General features: G+C 48.9%; 24 protein-coding genes. 21 read left to right on the top strand and 3 right to left on the bottom strand.

The features are described 5' to 3' along the window. Positions 1-15 precede the first annotated feature (15 nt). The 3 genes from lon to ACQ5DJ_RS13235 are packed head-to-tail and all read left to right on the top strand — an operon-like array spanning position 16 to position 4,391. On the top strand, positions 16-2,355 hold the full coding sequence (gene lon, locus ACQ5DJ_RS13245; protein ID WP_429842875.1) for an endopeptidase La: 2,340 nt from the start codon (positions 16-18) through the stop codon (positions 2,353-2,355). After that, positions 2,352-2,999, top strand: coding sequence for a ribosome biogenesis GTP-binding protein YihA/YsxC (gene yihA, locus ACQ5DJ_RS13240; RefSeq protein WP_429842874.1), 648 nt, complete (start codon positions 2,352-2,354; stop codon positions 2,997-2,999). The genes lon and yihA overlap by 4 nt, the downstream gene beginning before the upstream one ends. Before the next feature lie 39 nt (positions 3,000-3,038). Then, on the top strand, positions 3,039-4,391 hold the full coding sequence (locus tag ACQ5DJ_RS13235; RefSeq protein WP_429842873.1) for a protein O-GlcNAcase: 1,353 nt from the start codon (positions 3,039-3,041) through the stop codon (positions 4,389-4,391). A 48-nt stretch (positions 4,392-4,439) separates the two neighbouring features. Here the strand turns inward: ACQ5DJ_RS13235 and ACQ5DJ_RS13230 are convergent, their stop codons facing one another. Further along, positions 4,440-5,381, bottom strand: coding sequence for a DMT family transporter (locus tag ACQ5DJ_RS13230; RefSeq protein WP_429842872.1), 942 nt, complete (start codon positions 5,379-5,381; stop codon positions 4,440-4,442). 233 nt (positions 5,382-5,614) lie between these two features. Here ACQ5DJ_RS13230 and hemA point away from each other — a divergent pair, with 233 nt between their 5' ends. The 7 genes from hemA to ACQ5DJ_RS13195 all read left to right on the top strand — a co-directional run bounded on the left by hemA (position 5,615) and on the right by ACQ5DJ_RS13195 (position 12,475). After that, positions 5,615-6,979 carry a glutamyl-tRNA reductase gene (gene hemA / locus ACQ5DJ_RS13225; protein WP_429842871.1) on the top strand — a complete coding sequence of 455 codons (1,365 nt, stop codon included), beginning with the start codon at positions 5,615-5,617 and terminating at the stop codon, positions 6,977-6,979. A gap of 62 nt (positions 6,980-7,041) precedes the next feature. Then, on the top strand, positions 7,042-7,860 hold the full coding sequence (locus tag ACQ5DJ_RS13220) for a cytochrome C assembly family protein (RefSeq protein WP_017247503.1): 819 nt from the start codon (positions 7,042-7,044) through the stop codon (positions 7,858-7,860). Positions 7,861-7,884: 24 nt separating this feature from the next. Further along, the gene (hemC, locus tag ACQ5DJ_RS13215) at positions 7,885-8,814 is read left to right on the top strand and encodes a hydroxymethylbilane synthase (RefSeq protein ID WP_429842870.1); all 930 of its coding nucleotides are present in this window, start codon (positions 7,885-7,887) and stop codon (positions 8,812-8,814) included. Next, on the top strand, positions 8,811-9,623 hold the full coding sequence (locus ACQ5DJ_RS13210) for a uroporphyrinogen-III synthase (RefSeq protein WP_429842869.1): 813 nt from the start codon (positions 8,811-8,813) through the stop codon (positions 9,621-9,623). Before hemC ends, ACQ5DJ_RS13210 begins: the two co-directional genes overlap by 4 nt. After that, the gene (gene hemB, locus ACQ5DJ_RS13205) at positions 9,607-10,581 is read left to right on the top strand and encodes a porphobilinogen synthase (RefSeq protein ID WP_412843661.1); all 975 of its coding nucleotides are present in this window, start codon (positions 9,607-9,609) and stop codon (positions 10,579-10,581) included. Before ACQ5DJ_RS13210 ends, hemB begins: the two co-directional genes overlap by 17 nt. A gap of 7 nt (positions 10,582-10,588) precedes the next feature. Then, positions 10,589-11,878, top strand: a complete 1,290-nt coding sequence (gene hemL / locus ACQ5DJ_RS13200) for a glutamate-1-semialdehyde 2,1-aminomutase (protein ID WP_429842868.1) — start codon at positions 10,589-10,591, stop codon at positions 11,876-11,878. A 120-nt stretch (positions 11,879-11,998) separates the two neighbouring features. Beyond that, the gene (locus ACQ5DJ_RS13195; RefSeq protein ID WP_429842867.1) at positions 11,999-12,475 is read left to right on the top strand and encodes a GyrI-like domain-containing protein; all 477 of its coding nucleotides are present in this window, start codon (positions 11,999-12,001) and stop codon (positions 12,473-12,475) included. 52 nt (positions 12,476-12,527) lie between these two features. On the opposite strand, the gene ACQ5DJ_RS13190 is transcribed toward ACQ5DJ_RS13195, so the two are convergent. After that, a complete protein-coding gene (locus tag ACQ5DJ_RS13190; protein ID WP_429842866.1) occupies positions 12,528-13,205 on the bottom strand; it encodes an alpha/beta hydrolase in 678 nt (225 codons plus the stop codon). A gap of 110 nt (positions 13,206-13,315) precedes the next feature. Here ACQ5DJ_RS13190 and ACQ5DJ_RS13185 point away from each other — a divergent pair, with 110 nt between their 5' ends. From ACQ5DJ_RS13185 to ACQ5DJ_RS13135, 11 genes are all read left to right on the top strand, one after another. Next, positions 13,316-14,107 carry an alpha/beta fold hydrolase gene (locus ACQ5DJ_RS13185; protein WP_429842865.1) on the top strand — a complete coding sequence of 264 codons (792 nt, stop codon included), beginning with the start codon at positions 13,316-13,318 and terminating at the stop codon, positions 14,105-14,107. Between the two features lie 86 nt (positions 14,108-14,193). Then, on the top strand, positions 14,194-16,068 hold the full coding sequence (locus ACQ5DJ_RS13180; RefSeq protein ID WP_429842864.1) for a bifunctional metallophosphatase/5'-nucleotidase: 1,875 nt from the start codon (positions 14,194-14,196) through the stop codon (positions 16,066-16,068). 104 nt (positions 16,069-16,172) lie between these two features. Continuing rightward, positions 16,173-16,502 carry a PadR family transcriptional regulator gene (locus ACQ5DJ_RS13175; RefSeq protein ID WP_173608498.1) on the top strand — a complete coding sequence of 110 codons (330 nt, stop codon included), beginning with the start codon at positions 16,173-16,175 and terminating at the stop codon, positions 16,500-16,502. Further along, positions 16,489-17,040 (top strand): HAAS signaling domain-containing protein, encoded by a 552-nt coding sequence (locus tag ACQ5DJ_RS13170; protein ID WP_429842863.1) that lies wholly within the window; start codon positions 16,489-16,491, stop codon positions 17,038-17,040. Before ACQ5DJ_RS13175 ends, ACQ5DJ_RS13170 begins: the two co-directional genes overlap by 14 nt. A 1-nt stretch (position 17,041) precedes the next feature. Beyond that, positions 17,042-17,890, top strand: a complete 849-nt coding sequence (locus ACQ5DJ_RS13165; RefSeq protein WP_429842862.1) for a DUF4097 family beta strand repeat-containing protein — start codon at positions 17,042-17,044, stop codon at positions 17,888-17,890. Between the two features lie 138 nt (positions 17,891-18,028). After that, a complete protein-coding gene (gene hemE / locus ACQ5DJ_RS13160) occupies positions 18,029-19,066 on the top strand; it encodes a uroporphyrinogen decarboxylase (RefSeq protein WP_069850577.1) in 1,038 nt (345 codons plus the stop codon). A gap of 17 nt (positions 19,067-19,083) precedes the next feature. Beyond that, complete coding sequence (gene hemH, locus ACQ5DJ_RS13155) at positions 19,084-20,016, top strand: ferrochelatase (protein WP_429842861.1); 933 nt, start codon at positions 19,084-19,086, stop codon at positions 20,014-20,016. A 12-nt stretch (positions 20,017-20,028) separates the two neighbouring features. Continuing rightward, positions 20,029-21,438, top strand: a complete 1,410-nt coding sequence (hemY, locus tag ACQ5DJ_RS13150) for a protoporphyrinogen oxidase (protein ID WP_429842860.1) — start codon at positions 20,029-20,031, stop codon at positions 21,436-21,438. A 94-nt stretch (positions 21,439-21,532) separates the two neighbouring features. Further along, the gene (locus tag ACQ5DJ_RS13145; protein ID WP_429842859.1) at positions 21,533-23,017 is read left to right on the top strand and encodes a LysM peptidoglycan-binding domain-containing protein; all 1,485 of its coding nucleotides are present in this window, start codon (positions 21,533-21,535) and stop codon (positions 23,015-23,017) included. A 14-nt stretch (positions 23,018-23,031) separates the two neighbouring features. Continuing rightward, on the top strand, positions 23,032-24,030 hold the full coding sequence (locus ACQ5DJ_RS13140) for a phosphotransferase (protein ID WP_429842858.1): 999 nt from the start codon (positions 23,032-23,034) through the stop codon (positions 24,028-24,030). Next, positions 24,017-25,012, top strand: coding sequence for a hypothetical protein (locus tag ACQ5DJ_RS13135; protein ID WP_429842857.1), 996 nt, complete (start codon positions 24,017-24,019; stop codon positions 25,010-25,012). Before ACQ5DJ_RS13140 ends, ACQ5DJ_RS13135 begins: the two co-directional genes overlap by 14 nt. A 39-nt stretch (positions 25,013-25,051) precedes the next feature. Here the strand turns inward: ACQ5DJ_RS13135 and ACQ5DJ_RS13130 are convergent, their stop codons facing one another. Continuing rightward, positions 25,052-25,234, bottom strand: coding sequence for a hypothetical protein (locus ACQ5DJ_RS13130; protein ID WP_007726679.1), 183 nt, complete (start codon positions 25,232-25,234; stop codon positions 25,052-25,054). Positions 25,235-25,348 lie beyond the last annotated feature (114 nt).

The following is a 25,348-nucleotide window of genomic DNA, read 5'->3' as shown; positions in this document are numbered from 1 at the left end:
GAGAGGTGCATCCGCTTGGGCGAACGTTCCGGTAAACGAGAATTACCGCTTCTCCCGTTGCGAGGATTGCTTGTTTATCCGACAATGGTACTCCATTTGGACGTTGGACGGGAAAAGTCCATCCGCGCATTGGAGCAAGCCATGGTAGACGATAACAAGATTTTGCTTGCGACACAGGAAGAGGTCCATATAGAAGAGCCAGATGCTGAACAAATTTACAGTATTGGTACCGTTGCGCGTGTGAAACAAATGCTGAAGCTGCCGAATGGGACAATCCGTGTATTGGTAGAAGGCTTGCAACGCGCGAAGATCGAGGAGTATCTTCAACAGGAAGATTATTTCGTCGTGTCGATTACATATTTGCAAGATGAAAAAACAGAGAAAAACGAAGTGGAAGCTTTAATGCGTTCCTTGCTGGGCCACTTTGAGCAGTACATCAAGCTGTCCAAAAAGGTTTCTCCAGAGACGCTAACCTCTGTGCAGGACATTGAGGAACCGGGACGTTTGGCGGATGTGATTGCTTCGCATTTGCCGCTCAAGATGAAGGACAAACAAGAAATTTTGGAGACGACCAACATCAAGGAACGTCTCGAAATTCTTTTGACCATTTTGAACAACGAGCGCGAGGTACTAGAGCTGGAGCGCAAGATCGGCAACCGCGTGAAGAAGCAGATGGAGCGCACGCAAAAGGAATATTACCTGCGTGAGCAAATGAAAGCTATCCAAAAAGAGTTGGGCGACAAGGACGGACGCCAAGGCGAAGTAGATGAGCTGCGTGCTCAACTGGAAAAATCGGACGCTCCTGAGCGGATCAAAACGAAGATCGAGAAGGAGCTCGAACGTCTGGAAAAGATGCCGGCGACTTCTGCGGAAGGCTCGGTCATCCGTACGTATATCGATACCTTGTTTGCACTGCCGTGGACAAAGACGACTGAAGACAATCTAGATATTCATCATGCACAGCAAGTTCTCGATGAAGATCATTACGGCTTGGATAAACCGAAGGAGCGCGTCTTGGAGTATCTGGCAGTACAGAAGCTGGTAAACTCCATGCGTGGACCGATCCTTTGTCTGGTAGGCCCTCCGGGTGTCGGGAAAACATCTCTGGCCCGTTCCGTAGCGCGTGCAATCGGGCGCAATTTCGTTCGCATTTCCTTGGGTGGAGTACGCGATGAAGCAGAAATTCGCGGGCACCGCCGCACCTATGTAGGTGCTCTCCCAGGACGAATCATACAAGGAATGAAGCAAGCCGGTACGGTTAATCCTGTCTTTTTGCTGGATGAGATCGACAAGCTGGCGTCCGATTTCCGCGGAGACCCTGCGTCTGCACTGCTCGAAGTACTCGATCCAAACCAAAATGATAAATTCAGTGACCACTATATCGAAGAGACCTATGATTTGACGAACGTCATGTTTATTACGACCGCAAACAGTCTCGATACGATTCCGCGTCCGCTCTTGGACCGCATGGAGGTCATCTCGATTTCCAGTTATACCGAATTGGAAAAGCTGAACATTTTGCGAGATTACCTCTTGCCGAAGCAAATGCAGGATCACGGTCTGGGCAAAGATAAGCTGAAAATGAATGACGATGCGATGCTGAAGCTCGTTCGTTTGTACACGCGAGAAGCGGGTGTTCGCAACCTCAATCGCGAAGCAGCCAATGTATGCCGCAAAGCTGCCAAGCTGATCGTGAGCGGTGAGAAGAAGCGTGTCGTGGTTACGGTAAAGACATTGGAGGCACTGCTCGGCAAACCGCGCTACCGCTATGGACTGGCGGAGAAAAAAGATCAAGTCGGCTCCGTTACGGGTCTGGCTTGGACACAAGCAGGTGGAGATACGCTGAATGTAGAAGTCAGCATTCTACCTGGAAAAGGTAAGCTCACCCTGACAGGGAAACTGGGTGACGTCATGAAGGAATCTGCGCAGGCTGCGTTTAGCTATATTCGCTCCCATGCAGATCAGTGGGGAATTGATCCGTCCTTCCACGAGAAGAACGATATCCACATCCATTTTCCAGAAGGGGCGATTCCAAAAGACGGTCCTTCTGCTGGGATTACCATGGCAACCGCACTCGTATCCGCCCTGACGAAAATCCCTGTGAAAAAAGAAGTGGGGATGACCGGGGAGATTACGTTGCGAGGTCGGGTTCTGCCAATTGGCGGGCTGAAAGAAAAATGCATGTCTGCTCATCGTGCAGGTTTAACCACGATCATTTTGCCAAAAGACAACGAGAAGGATATCGAGGATATCCCGGAGAGCGTACGCGGTGAACTGTCATTCTATCCAGTTGACCATTTAGATGAAGTGCTGCGTCACGCGCTAACTAAACAGCCAGTAGGTGACAAAGCATGAAAGTAACATCATCAGAATTTATTATCAGCGCGGTTGGACCGAAACAGTATCCGACTGATGGTCTCCATGAGATCGCGTTGGTAGGGCGCTCTAACGTAGGAAAATCATCTCTGCTCAATAAAATGATGAACCGCAAAGGGCTTGCCCGGATCAGTTCTCGTCCGGGTAAAACCCAGACATTGAACTATTTCCGTGTCAATCAAATGCTCTACTTCGTTGACTTCCCGGGTTATGGGTATGCAAAGGTAGCAAAAACGATCAAGGAACAATGGGGAAAAATGATCGAGGGCTATTTGAAAAACCGGGAAGAGCTTCGCTTCATTATTCAACTGGTCGATATTCGCCATGCTCCGAGTAAAGACGATATTGCGATGTACGATTGGTGCAAGCAAATCGGGATCCCTACCGTAGTTGTAGCGACGAAAGGTGATAAAATCGCTCGCGGGCGCTGGCTACAGCATGTGAAGATCATCCGTCAAAGTCTGAATTTGCGCGGGGATGATACGATCATTGTGTTTTCCTCGGAGACAGGTCAAGGCAAGGATGAACTGTGGGCAGAAATTATGCGCCGTATCCGTGCTGGCGAGGAAATGGCCAGGGAGACGACTGCCAAGGCTGAGGAGATTGCTCCAGCCAATGAGTAATTCTTAGACCCAATTCGTCGTGGGGAAGGGAGCATCTGAGTGAGCGGGAGTGCTTGCTTTGCTGTACGTGGTGTGATCGAAGGCTTCTATGGAACACCTTGGACACATGAAGAGCGGCTGGATATGATCGACTTTTTGCACCGACATGATTACAACGCGTATTTCTACGCTCCAAAAGATGACGAGTATCTGCGGGAACGCTGGATGGAGCCGCTTCCTACGACAGCCAATCAACAGTTAGATGAGTTGATCCAGCGGGCAAAGACTCGCAACATGCAGTTTATTTATTGTCTGGGACCCGGACTCAGCATGGAATATACGAATCGTCAGCACTTGGAGCTGTTAGGCAGGAAGTATCGGGATTTGTATGATCGTGGTGTGCGTTACTTTGCGCTATTGTTCGATGATATCCCCATGCATCTCTTGCATGAGAAGGATGTAGCCGAGTTTGCCCATTTGGCGGAGGCGCATACCCAGACGACGCTTTATGTGTGGGATTTGATAAGGAGCTGGGGCGATCCAGTCAAGCTAGTTGTCTGTCCTACACAATACAACGGGATTGGAAAAGAAGCGTACATCATGTACCTTGGCCAGCATTTGCCGCCAGAAATCGATTTGTTCTGGACGGGACGATTCGTCTGCTCGCCCTACCTGACGGATGGCGATGCCATTCGCTTTCATGAGTATACAGGTCATCAGCCATTTTATTGGGACAACTACCCGGTGAATGATTTGGCCATGGCGAATGAACTACATATCGGTCCATTGCGTCACCGCGATCCTGACCTGTGGCAATACGCAGCAGGCTATGTGGCGAATGCGATGTCTAGACCAGAATGCTCGAAGATTCCTTTGATTACGACGGCAGCTTATTTGCGAGATCCGATCGGCTACGATCCTGATACGGTATGGAAACAAGCTGTAGAGGAAATAGCGGGACAAAAGGATGCAGATGCTTTCTTCACCTTTGCGGATAACGTGCAAAGCTCGTTTTTATGCGAGGTGGAATCGCCGCGATTGCTAGAAGCTATCTTGACCTTCCGCTTTCATTTTTTGCAGGGAGATCGGGAAAAAGCCATTACTGACTTGACGGCTCTTTTTCAGAAAATGGAAGCGGCGGCAGACAAGCTGTTAGCAGGGATGACGAATCAGAAGCTTGCAGAAGAAACGAGGCCGTGGGTGGAGAAGTTCCATCTGTGGACAAAGGTCGGTCTGTCGGCAGTCGCTCTCATTGACCATGGGACAAGAGGGCGACTTCCACAAGCAGCGTATCATTTGCTCCGGCTCAAACAGTGGCTCAAACGAACGGAGCGTTACCCGCAAGAAGTGTGCGGACCGGTCATGCAGCTTTTTGTGGATGCCGTAATGCTAGAGGTCAAGAAGAGCTCATAAAAAAAGTTCCTTTCCCGCAGGGGAGAAGGAACTTTTTTGCTTTTCGCATCAGGCGGATTCACGACTCTCATTTGGTTTTCTCTGGCGGAAATTCCGCAACCATTCTTGAATCGGCAGTTCGGCGAGAATCATGCCGGTGAAAATCAGGAGACATCCGGTCAACTGTCTTCCACTCAATACTTCATGAATAAAGACGTAGGAGGTGACTGCAGCAAAAACGGGCTCCAGAGCGAAAATGAGTGCGACCCGCGTCGAGCTGGTTTGTTTTTGCAAGGCCGTCTGTGCGAGAAAGGCCAGTGCCGTAGCGAAAATAGAAGTGACGATCAAACCAAAGGCCACCTCGGGGATGAACAAGATCGCCGGATCAAAAGCACGACTCCAATCCTCAAAGAAAAAGGCGTACAGCCAGCTCATAACAGCTACCGTGCCTAATTGCGTAATGGCAAGGGGCAATGCTGCAAAACGAGGTGCGTATTTGCCGGTAGAGACGATTTGCATAGCGAAGCAGATTGCACCGAAGAATACCAGGGCATCACCGAGATTAAAGGAGAATGACTGGTTCTGTGTCAGCAAATACAAGCCGAACGCTGCTAGAATCACGCCGAAGATAGCGAGAGGCTTGACACGCTCACGCAAGAGCAAAAACGAGAAGAGCGGTACCAATACGACGGCTAAACCTGTGATAAAGCCAGCTTTGGACGGTGATGTATACAAAAGTCCTACGGTCTGAAAGGCGTATCCCAGACAGAGCCAAAAACCGAGGATGACGCCTGCCCGAAGCAGTGGCCCTCTCCATTCAGAGTTCTGCCAACGATAACGATTGCGGATGAAATAGATGATCAGTAAAAATAACGCAGCAATGGTAAAGCGTACGGCGTTAAACGTATTGGGAGGCAGCGATGCGATTGCCTGCTGTACGATCAAAAACGTAGTTCCCCAGATAACTGCGACGAGGAGCAGCGTTATGTCTGCCATCCAAGGTTTTCTCAAAGCTTCTTTTCTCTCCTTCCTGACATTTTCGCAATTTTTCTTCTGTTTTCATGTATAGCCGACATCATAAGGTATTCCCGGAAGGAACGCAAGCGGATTATATAGGATATACGCAAAGTGCACTTCGTTAAAAAACTTTTCACAATTACTCCTATCCGATTCGGGACATAATGATATAATGATAGTGCATTTTACATATGCCGCTAACAGGTTTGTTATTCTGGGAGGACATTATGGATATTCTTTTACTGGGTCTAAACTATAAAACAGCTCCTGTCGAAATTCGCGAAAAGTTTACATTCAGCGACGATGGGACAGCACGCGCTCTTCATCTTCTCTCCCAGACGAAGAGTATCGCAGAATGTATCATCCTGGGGACGTGCAACCGGACGGAAATCTACGTTGTTTGCGACCAGGCGAATATTGGCCGAGACTATTCCCGCCGTTTTTTGGCTGAATGGTTCGGCGTGGAGAAAGAACAATTTAAGGATCATCTCTATATAAAAGAGAACGAACAAGCAATCGAGCACTTGTTCCGAGTCTCTTCCGGTCTTGATTCGATGGTAATGGGAGAAACACAAATCCTCGGACAAGTCCGGGATGCGTTCCTGTTGGCGCAGGAGCGTCAAACGACAGGGACCGTCTTCAACACCTTGTTCAAGCAAGCGGTTACGTTCGCCAAGCGTGCCCATACAGAGACAGCGATTGGACAAAATGCGGTTTCTGTCAGCTACGCTGCTGTCGAACTGGGGAAAAAGATTTTCGGTTCCTTCGCAGGGAAGTCTGTCCTGATCGTCGGAGCGGGAAAAATGAGCGAACTGACTGCCAAGCACCTGCACGCAAACGGATCGGAACGCGTCATGGTAGCGAATCGTACATTGGAGCGAGCGCAGCTTTTGGCAGAAAAGTTCAAGGGTGACTCCTGTACGATGGAGCAGCTGCCAGAGGCACTGCTCACAGCAGACATCGTCATCAGCTCGACCGGAGCGACAGGTTATGTCCTCGGCAAAAAAGAACTGGCTACGATCATGAAACAAAGGAAGCATCGTCCGTTGTTCATGGTGGATATCGCAGTTCCTCGCGACTTGAATCCTGACTTGCATGATCTGGATAACGTATTTTTATATGATATTGACGATCTCGAAGGCATCGTTGCGAGTAACGTTGCGGAACGTTCTCGTGAAGCGGAACGTCTCGATGTCATGATTCAAGAAGAGATCGTGGCATTCACGACCTGGTACCAAACGCTTGGCGTGGCGCCAATCATCGCTGCACTGCGTGACAAGGCAAACACGATCCAAAGCGAAGCGATGCGAAAAATCGAAAACAAGCTGCCGAACCTGTCTGAGCGGGAGATGCACATCATCCGCAAGACAACCAAGGGTATTGTCAATCAACTGTTGCACGATCCGGTCGTGCGTTTAAAAGAAATGGCAGCTACCAAAGATGGGGAAGAAGTACTGGATATTTTCGAGAAAATGTTTGCGTTGGAGGAGATCCTGGAGCGAAAAGAACAGGAAGCAATCTGGGCTAACGATAAAAATAAACAGACATCTTCTTCTCGGGAGCAGGTATTGGCTTCCCGGTTCCCTGAATAAGCTGACCTGACAATCTATCTGCTACTGTTAGAAACCGATTGGGAAAGTGGGGGAGAGAGTGCATGGCCGAGGTGAGATGGATCTACGACTTGACGATCTTTCTCTACGCTGCAAGTGTTCTCTTCTATTTTAACGACTTCTTGCAAAGCAACCGGAAAGTCAATCGTCTGGCTTTCGGGTTGCTTGTTGTCGTTTGGGCCTTGCAAACCGCATTTTTTGTCTCGCAAGCAGTCATGAAGGGGTATTTTCCAGTCATTACGCTGTTTGAGACGCTCTTTTTTTATTCATGGGTGCTGGTAGGCTTGTCGCTTGCCATTCACTATTTTTTTCGGATTGATTTACTGGTTTTTTTTACTAATATTATCGGGTTCGTCGTGCTCGTCATGTCGATGTTTTTGCCGGAAACGCCGATTGAGGCTGTATCGAGCATCTTGACCTCTGAGCTATTGTTGACGCATGTGACACTGGCTATGTTCAGCTACGGGGCGTTCTCGCTATCCATGATCTTCTCGGCCATGTACTTACTTCAGCACAAAATGCTCAAGGAAAGACGCTGGTCGCCGTTGCTCAGGCGATTGCCTAGCCTCGATCAATTGGAAGGCTACGCGTACCGAATGAACATGCTGGGTGTACCGATGCTCTTGCTCTCGATTGTATTAGGGATCATTTGGGGTAAAATGGTTTTGCCGGAGAAATTTTTGTTTGACTCAAAAGTAGTGCTATCCGTGCTGGTTCTTGCGATTTATTCGCTGTGGCTGTACCAACGCTATCGGGATACGGTGCAGATGCGCAGGCTCGCGCAGTGGAACGTCCTGGCATTTTTGTTACTGCTTATCAACTTTTTAGGCTTCACTACTTCTACATTTCACGACTGGTGGTAGGGGCTGTTCATCAAGGAGGCTGTCATGGGAAAATGGAAAGTGGGAACGCGTCGCAGCAAATTGGCGCTCACCCAAACGAAATGGGTCGTAGAAAAACTGAAGGGGTTGGCACCTGAAGCTGATTTTGAATTGCATGAAATCGTGACAAAAGGCGATCGAATCCTCGATGTGACCTTGTCCAAAGTAGGCGGAAAAGGGTTGTTTGTCAAAGAAATCGAGCAATCCTTGTTCGATAAGGAAACCGATTTTGCGGTACACAGCTTGAAAGATATGCCTGCTGAATTGCCAGAGGGCTTGGTAATCGGTGCGATCCCGAAGCGTGTTGATCCTCGGGATGTTCTGCTTTCCAAGGATGGTAAGACGTTGGATGAACTGCCGCAAGGAGCTTTGGTAGGGACTAGTAGCTTGCGCCGTTCTGCACAAATTCTCGCACATCGCCCTGACATTCAGATCGAATCTTTGCGTGGAAATATTGATACTCGTATGCGCAAGCTGGAGGAAGGTAATTTTGATGCGATCATCCTCGCTGCGGCTGGACTTGAGCGCGTGAATTTTGAAGGGAACATCTCGCAGTTCCTGCCTGTGGAAATCAGCTTGCCAGCAGTCGGTCAAGGGGCCCTTGCCATCGAATGCCGTGCAGACGATGAGGAGACACTTGCTCTCTTGAAGCAGTTTGATGACGCACCGACGCGTTTGGCGGTAACAGCAGAGCGCAGCTTCCTGCACAAACTGCAAGGCGGCTGTCAGGTGCCGATTGGCGCATATGCGACTGTTGGAGAGAACAATGAAATTACTATGACGGGAATGGTTGGCTCCCCAGATGGGAAGCAAATGTTCAAAAACACGGCGACTGGCCAAGATCCGTTAGCGCTGGGCATTCAAGTGGCGGAAGCCCTCCTGGCGCAGGGAGCGGGAGAAGTACTTGCGCAAGTATTGCGGGAGAATGAGCAATGATTGTCCACGGATCGCACAAGCCGTTGACTGGCAAGTGCATCATGGTCACGCGGGCAATAAGTCAAGTTCGCGAGCTCGTTGAACATATCGAGCGGTTAGGGGGAGAGGCGTACGCATTTCCCCTGTTAAAAATGATGCCGCCGACGGACACTGCCAAGCTTGACGAAGCCATCACCCAGTTGCCAACATACGACTGGGTGGTCTTCACGAGTGTGAATGGCGTGCGCTTTTTCTTGGAGCGCATGCGTGAGGTCGGGGTAGGACTCGAAGCATTCACTGGCAAAATTGCTGCGGTCGGTCCGAAGACGGCCAAGGCGCTTGAGCATCATGGGCTCGAAGTAGCTGTCATCCCGTCTGATTACGTGGCGGAAGGCTTGCTGTCGAGCTTGTATGATCAGTTGCTTCCTGGTCAGCGTGTTCTGTTACCTCGCGCCGATATTGCCCGCAAGGCATTGCCAAAGGAGTTGGCTCGCTTGGGGCTTGCTGTGGCAGAGGTAGACGTATATCACACTGTTATTGATGCAGAGCAGGCGCCAGACGCAGCGGAAAAGCTACAGCAAGGTCTAATCGATATCATCTTGTTTACCAGCTCTTCAACGGTGACGTATTTTATGGCAGCGATGGAGCCCTATGCATCGTTTGACTGGCTCAAGCACGTTCAGATAGCCTGTATCGGACCCATCACGGCAGATACAGCAAAACAAAAGGGGCTTTCTGTTCATGTGGTAGCGGGTGAGTATACCGTGGAAGGATTACTAGCAGCTATCATAGAGAATTTGGGAGGGAATCGACATGGCACAAACATTTGACCGTCATCGCCGTCTTCGCAAAAGTGCGGCTATGCGCAATCTGGTGCGGGAGAACCACGTACGGGTGGAAGACTTGATTTATCCGTTGTTCGTAGTGGAAGGAACCGGTATTAAGAATGAGATTCCGTCCATGCCAGGCGTGTATCAGCTCTCCTTGGATACACTGGCCGAAGAGATGAAGGAAATCGTAGCTCTGGGAATTCAAGCTGTTTTGATGTTTGGGGTACCAACACATAAAGACGCATGCGGAACAGAGGCGTACAATGATGATGCGATTACCCAACAGGCAATGCGTCTGATCAAGGAAGCCCATCCGGAAATGATCGTGATTGCAGATACATGCCTGTGTGAATACACCGATCATGGTCACTGTGGTGTCATTCACGAAGGCGAAGTCGTGAATGACGAAACATTGAAGCTTTTGGGTCAGACCGCCGTTTCCCAAGCAAAAGCCGGAGCAGACATTATCGCTCCTTCCAACATGATGGACGGTTTCGTGGTTGCAATCCGTGAAGCTTTGGACGAGGCTGGCTTTGAGCACATTCCAATCATGTCCTATGCGGTGAAATACGCTTCTGCTTTCTACGGGCCATTCCGTGATGCGGCAGGCTCGACTCCACAATTCGGCGATCGCAAAAGCTATCAAATGGACGCGGCCAATGCACGTGAAGGTCTGCGCGAGGCAGCTTCCGATGTAAAAGAAGGCGCGGACTTTTTGATCGTGAAGCCAGGTCTTGCCTTCATGGATATGGTTCTTCGTCTGCGTGAGAACTTCAACCTGCCGATCGTTGCTTACAATGTGAGTGCCGAGTATTCCATGGTAAAAGCGGCAGCCCTAAATGGTTGGATCGATGAAGAGCGTATCGTTATGGAAACATTGGTTGGCTTCAAACGCGCAGGTGCAGATTTGATCATTACGTATCATGCAAAAGATGTTGCAAAATGGCTGGCGAGGTGAGCACGAGATGAATAGAGAAAAATCTACTCAGTTATTTGCAGAAGCACAGCATTACATACCAGGCGGAGTAAACAGTCCCGTTCGTGCCTTTAAGAGCGTCGGGGGCAATCCTGTTTACATCGCAAAGGGAGAAGGCTCCCACATTTTTGATGTGGATGGAAACAGCTATATTGACTACATCGGCTCGTGGGGTCCATTGATCTTGGGCCATGCGCATCCGCGTGTCCTTGCAGCGATTACGGAAGTAGCTGCGCTTGGAACTAGCTTCGGCGCACCGACTGAGCGGGAAACAGAAATGGCAAAGCTCGTTTGTGAGATCGTGCCATCTGTAGAAGTCGTGCGCATGGTGAACTCCGGTACAGAGGCAACGATGAGCGCTCTGCGCCTCGCACGTGGTTATACCAGACGCAACAAAATCATGAAGTTCGAAGGCTGCTACCATGGTCATGCTGACAGCCTGTTGATCAAAGCTGGTTCCGGTGTGGCTACACTCGGACTTCCAGACAGCCCAGGTGTACCTGAAGGAACAGCACACAACACGATTACGGTTCCTTACAATGATCTGGAAAGCGTCAAGCTGGCATTCGAAGCGTTTGGCGACGATCTGGCAGCAGTGATTGTCGAGCCAATCGGCGGCAACATGGGGGTTGTTCCTCCACAGCCAGGCTTCCTCGAAGGACTGCGTGAAATTACGGAGAAACATGGGACACTGTTGATTTTCGATGAAGTCATGACAGGCTTCCGTGTAGCATTGGGCGGTGCACAAGAGCTGTACGGCATTACTCCGGATTTGACAACGATGGGGAAAGTCATCGGTGGTGGCTTGCCAGTAGGTGCATACGGTGGCAAACGGGAGATCATGCAGCAAGTGGCTCCTGCAGGACCAATCTATCAGGCAGGGACGCTGTCGGGTAATCCTTTGGCGATGGCAGCAGGTTTGACTACCTTGCAAGAACTCAACAAACCAGGTGCTTACGAACGTTTGGAGAAGATGTCCGCTCGTTTGGCTGAAGGCTTGGCTGACAATGCCAAGAAGCTGGGCATCCCACATACGCTCAATCGCGTAGGCTCTATGGTTTGCCTGTTCTTTACAGAGACGCCGGTTATCAACTATGAAACAGCGAAAACATCCGATCTGGAGCGTTTCTCGGCGTACTTTAGCTATCTGCTGGAGGAAGGCATCATGATCCCGCCGTCCCAGTTTGAGGGCATGTTCGTTTCCTTGGCTCATACTGATGAAGATATCGAACGGACAATTGAAGCAAGCTACAAAGCGATGAAAAGAGCGTTCGAATAAAGAATGAAAAGAAGTAAGCACTTCCTTGCTGATGCAGGAGGTGCTTTTTTTGATTTTTTGCAGGATTTTTCCACCGTCTGTCAAAATACGAAGAAAAATGCAGATGAATGAGGTGGAGACATGGAAGGGACGATCATTCACGTACCGCAAAAGCATCTGGTTGGCCTTAGCTTCTCTGGTTCTTTTCCCATGCTTGTGGAATACATGCCGAAGCTGTGGGAGACTTTTTTGAAGCGCCAGGATGAGATTCCTCTCGTGATTTCACCAGATGTTCGTTACGACATCAGCGACGAGAATCGGACGTACCAAATGTATACGGAGTACATTGTGGTGGAAGTAGAGCGTTTCGACCATATTCCTGCGGGCATGGTCGGGTTCACGATTCCAGCGAAGACATACGCCCACTTTACCTACACAGGACCGATGGAACAGGTGCAAAACACATACCACGGCCTGTTTGGTTGGCTCAACGAGAATGGCCATCAGGTGGACGAGCAAGCCCTTCGCATGGAGCGCTACGATCAACGGTACGTTCCATCTGTGCATGAGTCTGCTCGGGTCGACAATGCGTATGAAGTTTTTATTCCGCTTCGGTAAAAAACAAGAAAACAACACCTCCCAGTGCAATCAAGAGGTGCTGTTTTTGATGTCAATCTATTTGCTTGTCCAAGAAACGTGCTAGTTCGCCCATGACAGACTGTAGCACGTGAAGGGAATCATCGATGTAGAGATCAACATCAAGGGAGTGCTTGGCGTTTTGCGGGAGATAGAGTTGAATGTTCGGCTTGGATGTGGCAAGCTGATCAACCACGCCCTGATTGTAGTAATGATCGGCTGTTCCTGAAACGAGAAATACCTGTTGGGTAAGAGTCAGCAATTCCGTATGGAACATTTCTTCAGTCAGCAATGGCGTCAATAAGATAGCTGATGAACGGGCAAAACGAGATTCCTTGAGCAATCCGCATGTAATCGGCACGGTACCGAGTGACTTCCCGAGGAAGAAAACTCGTTCATACTCGTGAACATCCAGCACATGTGAGACAACCGTTTGCACCTCCTCGCTGATCCAAGCACTTCGTTTGGCGAATGAGCTATTCCAAAAATCCGTATGGTCTCGTCCATACTCTGCGTGTACATAGATGAGATCGAACTGTTTGCTCAAAAAAAGCATGGTAGAATAATACAGATAAGGCCTGTCGAACGAATAGCTGGCTCCGGGAAAGAAAAAACAGACGGAGCGAGATGGCGTCTGATTTGCCTGAATGTGCGTGTACGTCATTTCTCTCCCGTCCCTGACGATCACGGAACCTGTTTTTGGGTATACCATCTACATATGCACCTCTTTCATGTTCTTCGGGGCAGGGGTTATTTTCCAATCGTAAGGGTCAGTAGCACTTGTTGACAAGAAGTAAACAAACAATAAAGGAGTATGATTCGATGAAAAAGGAAGTTCAACTGAGTAACGGCATCAAAATAGCCTATGTAGAAGACGGAGCGGGAGAATCGCTTGTTTTGATCCACGGTTTTTGCGGGAGCTCATCTTACTGGCATAAGCTAATGCCGCTCCTGTCTAAAACGCATCGCGTCATTGCGATCGATTTGCGTGGTCATGGAAATAGCTCGGCTCCTGATGAACTGTATTCGATGGAGCGCTTTGCAGACGATCTGGCTTTGTTTGTAGATGAGCTGGGTTTAGCGAAGATTCATCTGTTTGGACACTCGCTCGGTGGCTATGTGACCTTGGCATTTGCAAATCAATACGCGGACAAGCTGGCGAGCTTTGGCTTGATCCATTCGACGCCATATCCGGATGACGACGCTGCTAAAGCTAACCGGGATAAAGGAGCCCAGAGCATTCGGGAAAATGGTATGGAGCCTTTTATCAAAGCACTCATCCCGAAGCTGTTCGCACCTTCGCATATCGAATCGATGAGAGAAGAAGTCCAGCTGGCAAAAGAGATTGGCTTTGCGACGAGCTCGATTGGAGCCATCCAAACACTAGGCGCCATGCGTGATCGAGTGGATCGCAATCATGTACTGCAAGAAACGACTTTACCTGTGCTATTAGTCGCAGGAACAGAGGATCAGATCATTCCTGCTGAAAAAACTTTTACAGTAGATAGAAATAGTGTCGAGCAAGTGATGCTGCCTGATGTTGGGCATATGGGTATGGTCGAAGCGCCAGAGAAAATGGCTGAAGCATTGGGGAGCTTTCTCAACAAAAAGTAACAAAATCACACCATAGTCCTAGCAAATTTTGCTATAATGAAAACGTTATCCTATTGATTTATACATAGACGAGAGGGGAAATTATCATGAAAAAGGCACGTCGGATTACGATGACGGCGTTTGCATCTATCGTATTTGCATCGCTGATGTCTTCCTCAGCATTTGCAGCACCATTGCATCCCGTACAGCACGCTGACTGGATGGTGAAAAAGGCAATTGTATCAGCGGGTCAAAATGGCGATCTTGCTTTGGATCGTGCCGTGACTCTGGCGGAAGCTACTGTTGTTTTCTCCAAATTGAAAGAAGCAAAAGTGGGAGCTGCCGCTAAAGGTGCTCATTGGTCTACTCCTTACTTCGACTGGGCAAAGAGCCAAGGTGCTCTCACACAAGACGACTATAAAAACCCTGCGCAAGCGGTAACATCCGCCAAGCTGACACAAATGGCTGACAAACTGGGCTACAAAATGAAGCTCGACAACAAAGCGACTGTAACGCGCGGTGAATTTTTCCAGGCATTGGGTGATGCGGCTACCACGCATGTAACGATTGCACACACCAACGATACACATGGTCATATTCAAGAAGACAAGAACCAAAAAGAATTCGGCTTTGCTAAAATCGCAACCTTGCTCAAGGAATGGCGTGCAGAGAACGAAAACTTCTTGCTCTTGGACGCTGGTGATACTTTCCAAGGTACCGTTTTCGTGAACCAATTCAAAGGCGAATCTGTTGTTCCAATCCTCAACAGCCTTGACTACAACGTAATGGCTGCCGGTAACCACGAGTTTGACTTCGGTTATGAGCAATTGCTCAAGCTGCGTGACATGCTCGAGCATCCAGTCATCTCTGCTAACGTGTTCAAGGCAGATGGAAAAGAATTGCTGCCACCTGTTTTCAAAGCAGAGATTGGCGGGAAGAAATTCGCCTTTGTTGGTTTCGTAGCGGAAGACACACCTGTATTGACTCACCCTGACAACGTAAAAGGGCTGACATTCAAGAACCCGGTAGAAGTGGCGAAAGTACTTGTACCTGAGCTGAAAAAAGAAGTAGATCACGTGATCGTTGTTTCCCACATCGGAGTGAATGTAGACCGTGAAATCGCGAAAAACGTTCCTGGCATTGACCTGATTGTTGGTGGTCACTCCCATACTCCGCTGAAAGCACCTGAACTCGTAAACGGCACGTACATCGTACAAGATTGGGAGTACGGCAAGTCTCTCGGACGCGCTGACCTCTACTACCTCGGCAAAGAGCTGGTAGCATTCACCGGCGGTTTGAAAGAGTACGATGAAGCAGTTGTGGCTGATCCAGACGTAGATAAGATGGTAAAAGAAATCGTGGGCAAGATCGATACGGTAATGAATGTTGTCATTGCGAAATCCGAAGTGCCACTCGATGGTGACCGGGCACTGGTACGTACGAAAGAAACAAACGTAGGTAACCTGATCACAGATATCATGCTGGAGCGCACGAAGTCGATCAAAGGCTACGAGGCAGATGTAGCACTTGCTAACGGCGGTGGAATCCGTACACAGCTGCCAGCAGGCGATATCACGAAAAAAGGTCTGTACACGCTCCTGCCATTCGAAAACAATACACTGGCAGTCGTAGAAGTAACAGGCGAAGAACTGAAGAAAGCCCTCGAAAACGGCGTGAGCAAGGTAGAAGAGGGAGCAGGACGCTTCCCGCAAGTGAGCGGCATGAGCTTCACGTACAACCCATCCAAGCCAGCTGGCGAGCGCGTAGTAGAAGTAAAAGTGGGCGACAAGCCGCTTGACCTGACCAAAACGTATAAATTGGCAACGATCGACTTCCTGGCAGCAGGTGGAGATGGTTACGAATCGTTGAAAAAGCCTTTCTTCAACACAGGCTTGTCCATGTACAGCATTGTGGAAGAAGGCTTGATCAAGCGTGAAACTGTCAATCCAAAAGTAGAAGGCCGCATTGTTGAAGTAAAATAAGGTTTGACCGGACAGGGATGGAAAAACTCCCTGTCCGTCTTTTATTATGAAGTACCTTGCAATATATAGTAGCTATTTGATAAGCTTTGACATGGGTGATGTTGATGAACGTACAGTTTAAAAAAGGGGTTCTGGAGCTGTGTGTTCTCGTCTTGACAGCTAAACAGGACAGATACGGCTACGAACTGGTTGCGAGCATCTCAGAAAAATTCCATATCTCTGAAGGAACGGTTTACCCCTTACTTCGCCGTTTGACCCAGGAAGGATTTTTTACGACCTATCTGGCAGAATCACAAGAGGGACCCCCACGGAAATATTACCAGCTGACAAATCGCGGTCGTCAATACATGAATGACCTCGTCTTGGAGTGGCGAATATTTAACCGCGGGGTAAATGAGATCATAGAGGAGGGACTCGAATATGACAAGGCGTGAGTTTATGGATGAGTTAAATGCTTTGCTTAGCGCTTTGCCTGATAAAGAGCGCTTAGACATCCTTGCCGATTATACAGAGCATTTTCTCTTAGGAATGAAACAAGGGAAGACAGAGTATGAAATTGCAGAAGGATTGGGGAGTCCGAAGCTAGTGGCACGCGAGCTTTTGGCTGGCTACCGAATTGATCAAGCACAGTCCAACGCATCCGTAGGGAATATGACGCGAGCGATTGTCGCGACGATCAGCTTGGGATTTTTCAATCTCGTCTTTGTTTTGGGGCCATTTTTAGGCCTGATTGGTATACTAATGGGGTTGTATGCAATGACTGCGGCACTTTTGGTCGCGCCAGTCGGAATATTCTTGGATTACGGAATTCCTGCCCCTTCTCAAGAGCGACTTTTCTTGCTGTTCTCCAGCATGGTTTCGGTAGGATTGGGCGGAATGTTTGCCATCGGCTTGCTGCGATTGACGAAATGGCTGTATCGCCAATTCTTGCGTTATCTCCAGTTCAACGTGAAGATGATCAGGGGGAAATGAGATGAGAAATTTGGGGAAAAGACTCTTTGGAATCAGTCTTCTTTTGTTCATCATCGGTGTGTGTGGAATCATCTGGCTCTTTACGAAGCAAGAAAATTTCTCATTTTCGTTAAAACAAGTCAATGAAGAGCACATGATCGAACAAGAGGTAAAAGCGATTGAGTTGCTGACGGAAACGTCTGATGTGGAAATCATGGCAACCAAGCAACCAAAAGCGAGCGTACGAATGGTCGGGGAAGTATCCGAACAACAGCAGGAGCGACTGGAGTTTCGGAGTGTCGTCTCACCAGACGGTACGCTGGTTGTAGAACTGCGTGAACGTCCTCACGTCAATATGTTTTATCCTCGCAACGGGAAGATAAAGCTAGAGCTCTTCCTGCCCGAAAAAGTGTATGAGCACGTCCAGCTTGAAACGATGACAGGGGATATCAAGAGCGGAATGCTGCGTGCAAAGAACACGAAAATATCCAGCAGCAATGGAGATGTGGACGTGTTGGGCTATGAAGGAGAAGCGCTTAACGTTCAGACAGTTACAGGAGATATCAATCTGGCGAATGTTCGCTCGGCCGTTACAATTGAAAGCTCTACAGGCGAGATTGATAAACTGACAATGCCAGAGTTGACCCATGACGTTTCTATTCGAACGGATACGGGGGATATTCGAGTGTCAGTAGCCAAGGAGCCTGCTGCCGCACAGCTGGAAGTAACGACAGATACAGGAGGCATTGAAACCACCTGGTCTAACCTTACTTATGAAAAGAACGAGGAATACAAAGTGAAGGCATCGATTGGATCAGATGGACCCAAAATGACTATGCGAAGTTCTACTGGGGACGTTCGCATTCAATAGGAGAAGTTTGGAAACACTGATGGATAGGATTGGAAACGGAAGAAACGAAAAGATTTTGACACAAAAGAGACATTACTTGTCGAATGACGAATGGTATCATATTGAAGGAAACATAATTGTGCAAAGCGAGGTTTATTCATGACCGCAAAAACTTTTAACGATACGTTTTTGAAAGCATGTCGCGGTGAAGCGACAGAGCATGTTCCGGTTTGGTACATGCGTCAGGCAGGGCGTTATCAGCCAGAATACCGCGCCATCCGCGCGAAGCATAGCTTTTTTGAAATGAACTACATACCGGAAGTTTGCGCGGAAGTGACACGTCTGCCCGTGGAGCAACTGGGCGTTGACGCTGCAATCTTGTTTGCGGACATCATGACGCCACTAAAACCGATTGGCGTGGATGTGAATATCGAATCTGGCATTGGTCCTGTAATCGCAAACCCAATCGAATCCTTGAAGGATGTTGAGCGTCTGCTTGAGCTCGATCCGGAAACACATGTGCCGTACATTCTTGAGTCCATTAAGATTTTGCGTCAGCAATTATCTGTTCCATTAATCGGTTTCGCGGGTGCACCGTTTACACTGGCTAGCTATTTGATCGAAGGCGGCCCTTCCAAGCACTATCATAAGACGAAAGCATTCATGTATACCGAGCCAGTTGCTTGGCAGGCGCTGATGGAAAAACTGGGCGATATGACTATCACCTACCTCAAAGCGCAAATTAAAGCAGGTGCGCAAGCTGTGCAAGTATTTGATTCGTGGGTCGGTGCATTGAATGACGAAGATTACCGCGAGTACATTACACCAGTCATGACGCGTATCTTCAACGCGCTAAAAGATACTGGTGTGCCAACGATCTATTTTGGTATCGGCGCTGGTCATCTTTTGATGGATTGGAACCGCTTGCCTGTTGATGTGGTTGGTCTGGACTGGCGTACTTCGATTACGACTGCTCGTGAGATGGGTGTGACGAAGACGCTGCAAGGCAATTTGGACCCAACGCTGCTACTGGCTCCTTGGGAGAAGCTCGAAGCGAAGGCGAAGGAAATTTTGGATGAAGGCACAAAACAACCAGGCTTCATTTTCAATCTGGGACACGGCGTATTCCCTGACGCCAAAGTAGAAACGCTGCAACAACTGACGAAGTTCATCCATAGTTACAAAAGGGACGTCTAATCAGGAGGGGCGCTTACATGTCAAAGCAGAAGATCGGACTCTTGTTAATGGCGTATGGAACGCCACGTAGTCCTGAACAGATTGAACCATACTATACGCACATTCGCCGTGGTCGTAAGCCACCACAAGAACTGCTCGATGATTTGATGGCGCGTTACGAAGCTGTAGATGGATTGAATCGATTTGCAGACATTACGGATGAGCAGGTGCGTGCTCTCGAGCAGGAAATGAACAAACGCTACCCTGACCGTGAATTTGTAGGGTACCTTGGTTTGAAGCATATCGCTCCGTTTGTCGAAGACGCAGTAGAGCAGATGAAGCGTGATGGGATTACAGAAGCGATCAGTTTAGTTCTGGCGCCTCATTATTCCAGCTATAGCGTCAAAGAATACAATGGACGAGCACAGGAGCATTCCGCGGCAATTGGCGGACCTGTCATCCACAGCATTGAGAGCTGGTATCTGGAACCAGGCTTCATAGGATATTGGGCAGATGCTATTCAAGCGACGTTTGCTACGATGACGGATGAAGAGCGTGGACAAGCAGTCGTGATCTTCTCCGCTCACAGCCTGCCGGAAAAAATCTTGAAGTCAGGTGATCCGTACCCAATGCAACTGGAAGAGACAGCAAAGCTCATTGCCGAGCAAGCAGGGATCACTTCCTATGCAATTGGATGGCAAAGCGCCGGAAATACACCTGATCCGTGGCTGGGACCAGATGTACAGGATTTGACTAGAGAGCTGTATGAAGCAAAAGGCTACCAAGCATTTGTTTACTGTCCCGTCGGATTTATTGCGGAGCATTTGGAAGTTCTGTTTGATAATGATGTGGAATGCAAAGCGGTTACAGATGAGCTAGGGGTACATTACAATCGTCCACCGATGCCTAACGCCAGACCTGCGTTCATTTCCTGTCTGGCTGATGCAGTCGGAAAGAAGCTGGCGAATTAGGGGATCGATCATATGAGCGATAATACCTATCATATTACGATTATAGGCGGCGGCATCACAGGGTTGACCGCTGCTTTTTACTTACAAAAGGAAATCGAAGCAAAAGGCTTGCCAATCCGATTTCAACTGATTGAAGAGCAGGGACGACTTGGTGGGAAAATCAAGACATGGCGTCACGAAGGGTTTGTTATTGAGCAAGGTCCCGATTCGTTTCTCGAGCGGAAAACGAGTGCGGCTGAGCTGGCAGTTGACTTGGGGCTTGGGGATGATCTCGTTCGCAACAGTACAGGCCAAGCTTATATTTGGCATCAGGATCGCCTGAAAGCTATACCAGAAGGAGCGGTCATGGGTGTACCGACGAAGCTCATGCCTTTTGTCACGACCGATCTCATTTCTTGGCCGGGCAAGCTTCGAGCAGCTTTGGATCTCGTTCTTCCTGCATCAAAAGGAGACGGCGATATCTCCGTGGGAGACTTTTTTCGGCGTAGGCTAGGTAATGAAGTTATTGATAATCTTATAGCGCCTTTATTGTCCGGTGTCTACTCCGGGGATCTCGACAAACTCAGCTTGCTTGCGAGTTTTCCTCAATTCGCCAAAATGGAGGAGCAGCATCGCAGCTTGATCGTAGCGATGAAGCATTCTCGCCCGCAAGTAAAAACGCAAGAAAAGCCAAAAGGCATCTTCTTGACGTTGAAGAACGGCTTGCAGTCCTTAGTAGAGGCAATCGAAAAGAGCCTGCCTGAAGAAGTCATCTCGAAGAATACCGGTGTCAAAGAACTGGTGAAACGGCCAGACGGGAAGTACACCTTGGTATTGAAAAATGGGGAAACGATCGAGACAGATACAGTGCTGTTTACCGTACCACATGCTGTCGCAGAGCCGTTGTTCCGTCCTTATGTACAAGTTCCTACCCTGCCACAAGCGAAGCCGCATATGGTTGCAACCATCGCTATGGCATTTCCAGAGTCAGCGATTGATTTAGGAATGGAAGGGACAGGATTTATTGTACCGCGGCAATCTGGTGCAAAAATTACCGCGTGTACGTGGGCGCATCGCAAATGGCCGCATACGACGCCGAAAAACAAAGCCTTGCTGCGTAGCTTCATAGGGAGAGCAGGAGAGCAATCCTTCATGGAGCAGACAGACGAGGAAATTTTGGAGGTTGTCCTCCGTGATCTGCGCAAAATCATGACGATTCGAGCAGAGCCGGATTTTTATAACGTATCGCGCTTGCAAAATGCCATACCATATGTGGTCGGACATCAGGCTTGGGTGCAGGATGTGAACCATCAATTAAAAGAAAAACTCCCTGGTGTTATCGTGGCAGGTGCGTCGTACAGTGGCGTAGGTGTACCAGATTGTATTGATCAGGGGAAAAAAGCAATAGCAGAATGGATCGCGTCTGTAAAACCGGGGAGATAGATAACCCCGGTTTTTCCTTTTTTTTCGGTGCTAAACGGCTCGTCCTGTCCATATAGTATAGGGAAATGTCCTGCACTTGAAAGGAGGAGCACGAATGGCATTACAGGATGGGCAACTCTCTTTTGCCATCAAGGAGACCATTTTCCTCTCATCCGATAGAGCTGGAATAGGTGAATTGCAAGAGCTGGAATTGGTTCCAGATGTGGAAGTGTTGGAAAACGATTCCTACGTCTCGATCACAGGTTGCTTGCAATTAGTAGGGAAGTACGAGCCAATCAGGGAAGCCGCAGAAGCGACAGGCGGTGAAGGAGAATCGCTGGTTGAGGCCATGACTTTTACTCCCTTTCGCCAGGAAACATCGGATCAAGCCTTTTATGGCTGGGAGGAACAGATCGGTCATCGCATTCCCTTGAACATCACCATTCCATTGGATCGGATTACTGAGATCGGAGACATCTATGCAATTGTGGACAGCTTTGACTACAAACTGGAATCACCACATCAAATGCTAATCGATGCCGATCTGAAGATTTTGGGGATAGTCCTTGGGGATAGAGCTGAACAAGCAGAGCAGATCGAAACGCAGGCTGCCGGTCCAGGCGAAGGAGCATGGGAATACACCTTCGCTGCTGGGGATGATGGGCAAGAATATGCGGAGCAGACGTCCCTCGATGACATTGATCAAAAGCTGAGTGCGCTGGAGGAGGAATTAGAGAGGCAGGCATTGCCAGCATCCTATGAATCAACCGAATCTCCTTCCATGTTCGATACTCCGGCTATTGCTCAATCCGATGAGGATGAATACTACGAGCAATACGGTGATGTGCTTGAAATGGCACAGTCCAATCCTCCAGAGTCCTGGGAGACTGCTCCTATTTCGTATGACTTAGATTCCCAACAATTTGCTTCGTACGATTCTTCTGTCGCCTATTCTGAGCAGTCAGTATTGGCAGATGAGCAAGAGCAGATGAGAGAAATAGCCGAAAAAGAACAAGGACATGAGGAGCCTGTACTGGCTATACACGATCAACAGGCAATCGCATACCAGCAAATTTCCAATGAATCTACAGGGTCATCAGTCGAAGCAGAGCCGCAGGAGGCAGTGCAAGAAGCAGTGGAAGCCACTGTTGTTTCCGAGCAAGAACCTGAGCAAGAAGCAGAACCAGTCGTTGCACAACCAGAGGCTGCCGCGGAAGATGTAGAAGTGCGAGTGGCGATTTCAGGGAAACCCTCCTATGAAGAAAGAAGTCGAGTGAACATTACTTCCATCTTCTCACAAGCGAATCGTGCCAAACAGGAAGCGATGGCGTTGGAGGCGGAATCTTCATCTAGCTCTTCGCGATATGCCTCTGCGGGGAATGTCAACGCTTCTACGATGGAGGCCATGCAAAATCTCACGTCGTTTGTCCGGAGAAAAGAAGAGCGCTCGAGTCAGCTGAAAATGTGCATTATTCAGCGAGATGAGACGTTAGAGCATATTTCACAGCGATACTCCTTGCCAGTTTCCAAAATCGTGGAAGTAAACCGATTAGCTTCTGAGCAGATTGTAGCAGGGCAGATTCTGTACATCCCACAATAGAGGAGTGGGGGACCGTGGATAAAATTGATCTCTCCGAGGTTTGCCAGCAATATCGGGCGCGCGTAATCCGAATTACGCCTCTTGATGATTGCTATTTACTGGAGACAAACCGGGGCCCCAAAGAACTCCACGTTTGGCCGCGTGTAGATGTGATGCGCTGGTCGTTTGCCTGGCGCGAACGACTGGCACGTCAGGGGTTTCGAGAAGTGGAGCGGTTTATTCGGACGAGAGACACCAAGCCATTTTTGATTTTGGGTAAACGCGGCGTTACCATGACCGACCATCACCGACAATTCGAAGACTATCAGCCCGGTCAGGACATTGCGAGGCAATGCGGACGCGTGATTGCGATGATGCATCAGTCTCAGCAGGAAAGTCCTTTACTTTCCGGAAGTGATTTACTCAAGCAGGAAAAGCAGCAAGTAGAAGAAAAAGGAAGACGTGCCAAGGAGCTGGTCGAATTATTTCGAGCCAAATCTGGGCGGGATTCTAAGGGGAATCGTTGGGTATCGGAACTCATGACCCCTATGCTGCAAAGAATGGACCGTTCCGCTGCGATGCTTGCCCATGAGCGAATTACTCCGGAGGCGGTTGCTGTATCCCATCGGGACCTTTTGCGTGATAACTGGGGAATGGTAAACGGGAAGCTGTACTTGAGAGGCTTTTTCAGGCCGGTAATTTCAGTCCAGCAACGAGACGTTGCCACCTTTTTGCGCGATCACTTTTTAACCCACAAGGATTTGAAGCAGATTGACGCTTTTTTTGATGGCTATGAAGAAATCAAGCCACTCACCTATGGAAACTATTCGTTGATACTCGCCTTTATGGCTCGTCCTCGTGAAGTGTACAGAAGTATCGAATCGTACGTGAAGCGCGTATCGATGGATCAAGAAGCGTCGATCGCTGGTATTGAGCACGCTTTGCAGAGCCAACAATCTGTTGACTTGCTGCTTCGGCATATTGCAGAGCGGGCCGAGCGTTCGAGGAGGGAGGGAGTCTATGAGTCGGTATGATGACATTGCTCCTTTGTTCAAAGAGTATGACATGTATGCCCAGAGCATTGACGTTTTAAAGGAGCCAAATGTTTTTAAGGCGACGACTCCCTACGGCTCCTTCGTATGCAAACGAGCGCAAATACCTGCTCAACGTCTTGTTTTCGTCAGCGATATGCTGCGTCAATTGCAGCACCGCGGATGGGATGGGGCCGTTCCTTTTACGTACACGAAATACGATGATCCATTTGTCCAACAAGGTAGCACCGCCTTTTACGTAACCCCTTGGCAGCCAGGAAGTGAGGAGTGGGCCGAGCAGCCTTTGTCTTGGGCGACTCCTGCTTTGGAGCGTTTGGCGGAGCTTCATCATTTGACACAAAACTATCGCTACGATGATCCGAGACAGGTAGAGCCACTTGTCGACTCCTTGCTGAACCGCTGGCAATATTGGCAAGACCAAATGAATAAGGCGGCAAACCTTGCACAGGAACGCAAATATCCTTCCCCTTTTGACCTGGTGTTTTTGGCAAACAAGGAATTTCTTGAGGAAATGGCTCAAACAGCGACAGACTTATTGACCGATTGGCGAGAGCGGCATGAGACGCACGCGCATTTTCGCTTATCGTTGATCCATGGCAACCCAAATCCTGAGCATGTTGTGCCAGATCGATCGGGAAAAGGACGGCTGCTTAATTTTGATCGCGCCAGCTTTGATACACCAGTGCGCGATTTGACACTATTTTATCGTACTTATTTTCAAATGGCGGGGGATGAGGTTGGGGCTTCTCAACTATTCCATCGCTACGCCGAGATATTTCCGCTGCGACCAGAAGAAATTGAACTGATGGCCTCGTTCCTGTCCTACCCGGAGAGGATCATGAGGGACTTGGAAATTTATTATCATCATCCCCGCGAGTGGAGCGAGTTTTACGCTGTCCAACGTTTTGAAAAAGATATGGACCGCCTGATGCGCCTGCATCGTTGGGTCCAGCAAGCCTTTTAATGAGCAACGTCTCACCGCGTGGGGCGTTGTTTTTCTTTTTTATAACCATTCAAGGGAGATGGCAACATAGAGCATGGCTAGCAAACCGAGAAGGACGACATCAAAAGAGGTAGGGAATACAACCGTTCGGATAAACTGAAAAACCAACAACGGAAAGAGCACTTGTTTGCATCCGTATTTGATCCGTAAATACGTGGGGTTATACTTCCAACGGAAATTCATCACAATCACCTCATTCCAGCATATGCGCGGCAACTTTGGACAGTGTCTACAACCTTGAGCAAATGCCTAAAACATTTTCATGGAAAGTAGATAGTGGTTTGAAGGGTGTCTGAA

Origin of the sequence: Brevibacillus sp. FIR094, from assembly GCF_050477165.1 — a bacterium.
Classification (GTDB): domain Bacteria; phylum Bacillota; class Bacilli; order Brevibacillales; family Brevibacillaceae; genus Brevibacillus.
This window is presented reverse-complemented; position numbering and strand designations above follow the sequence as displayed.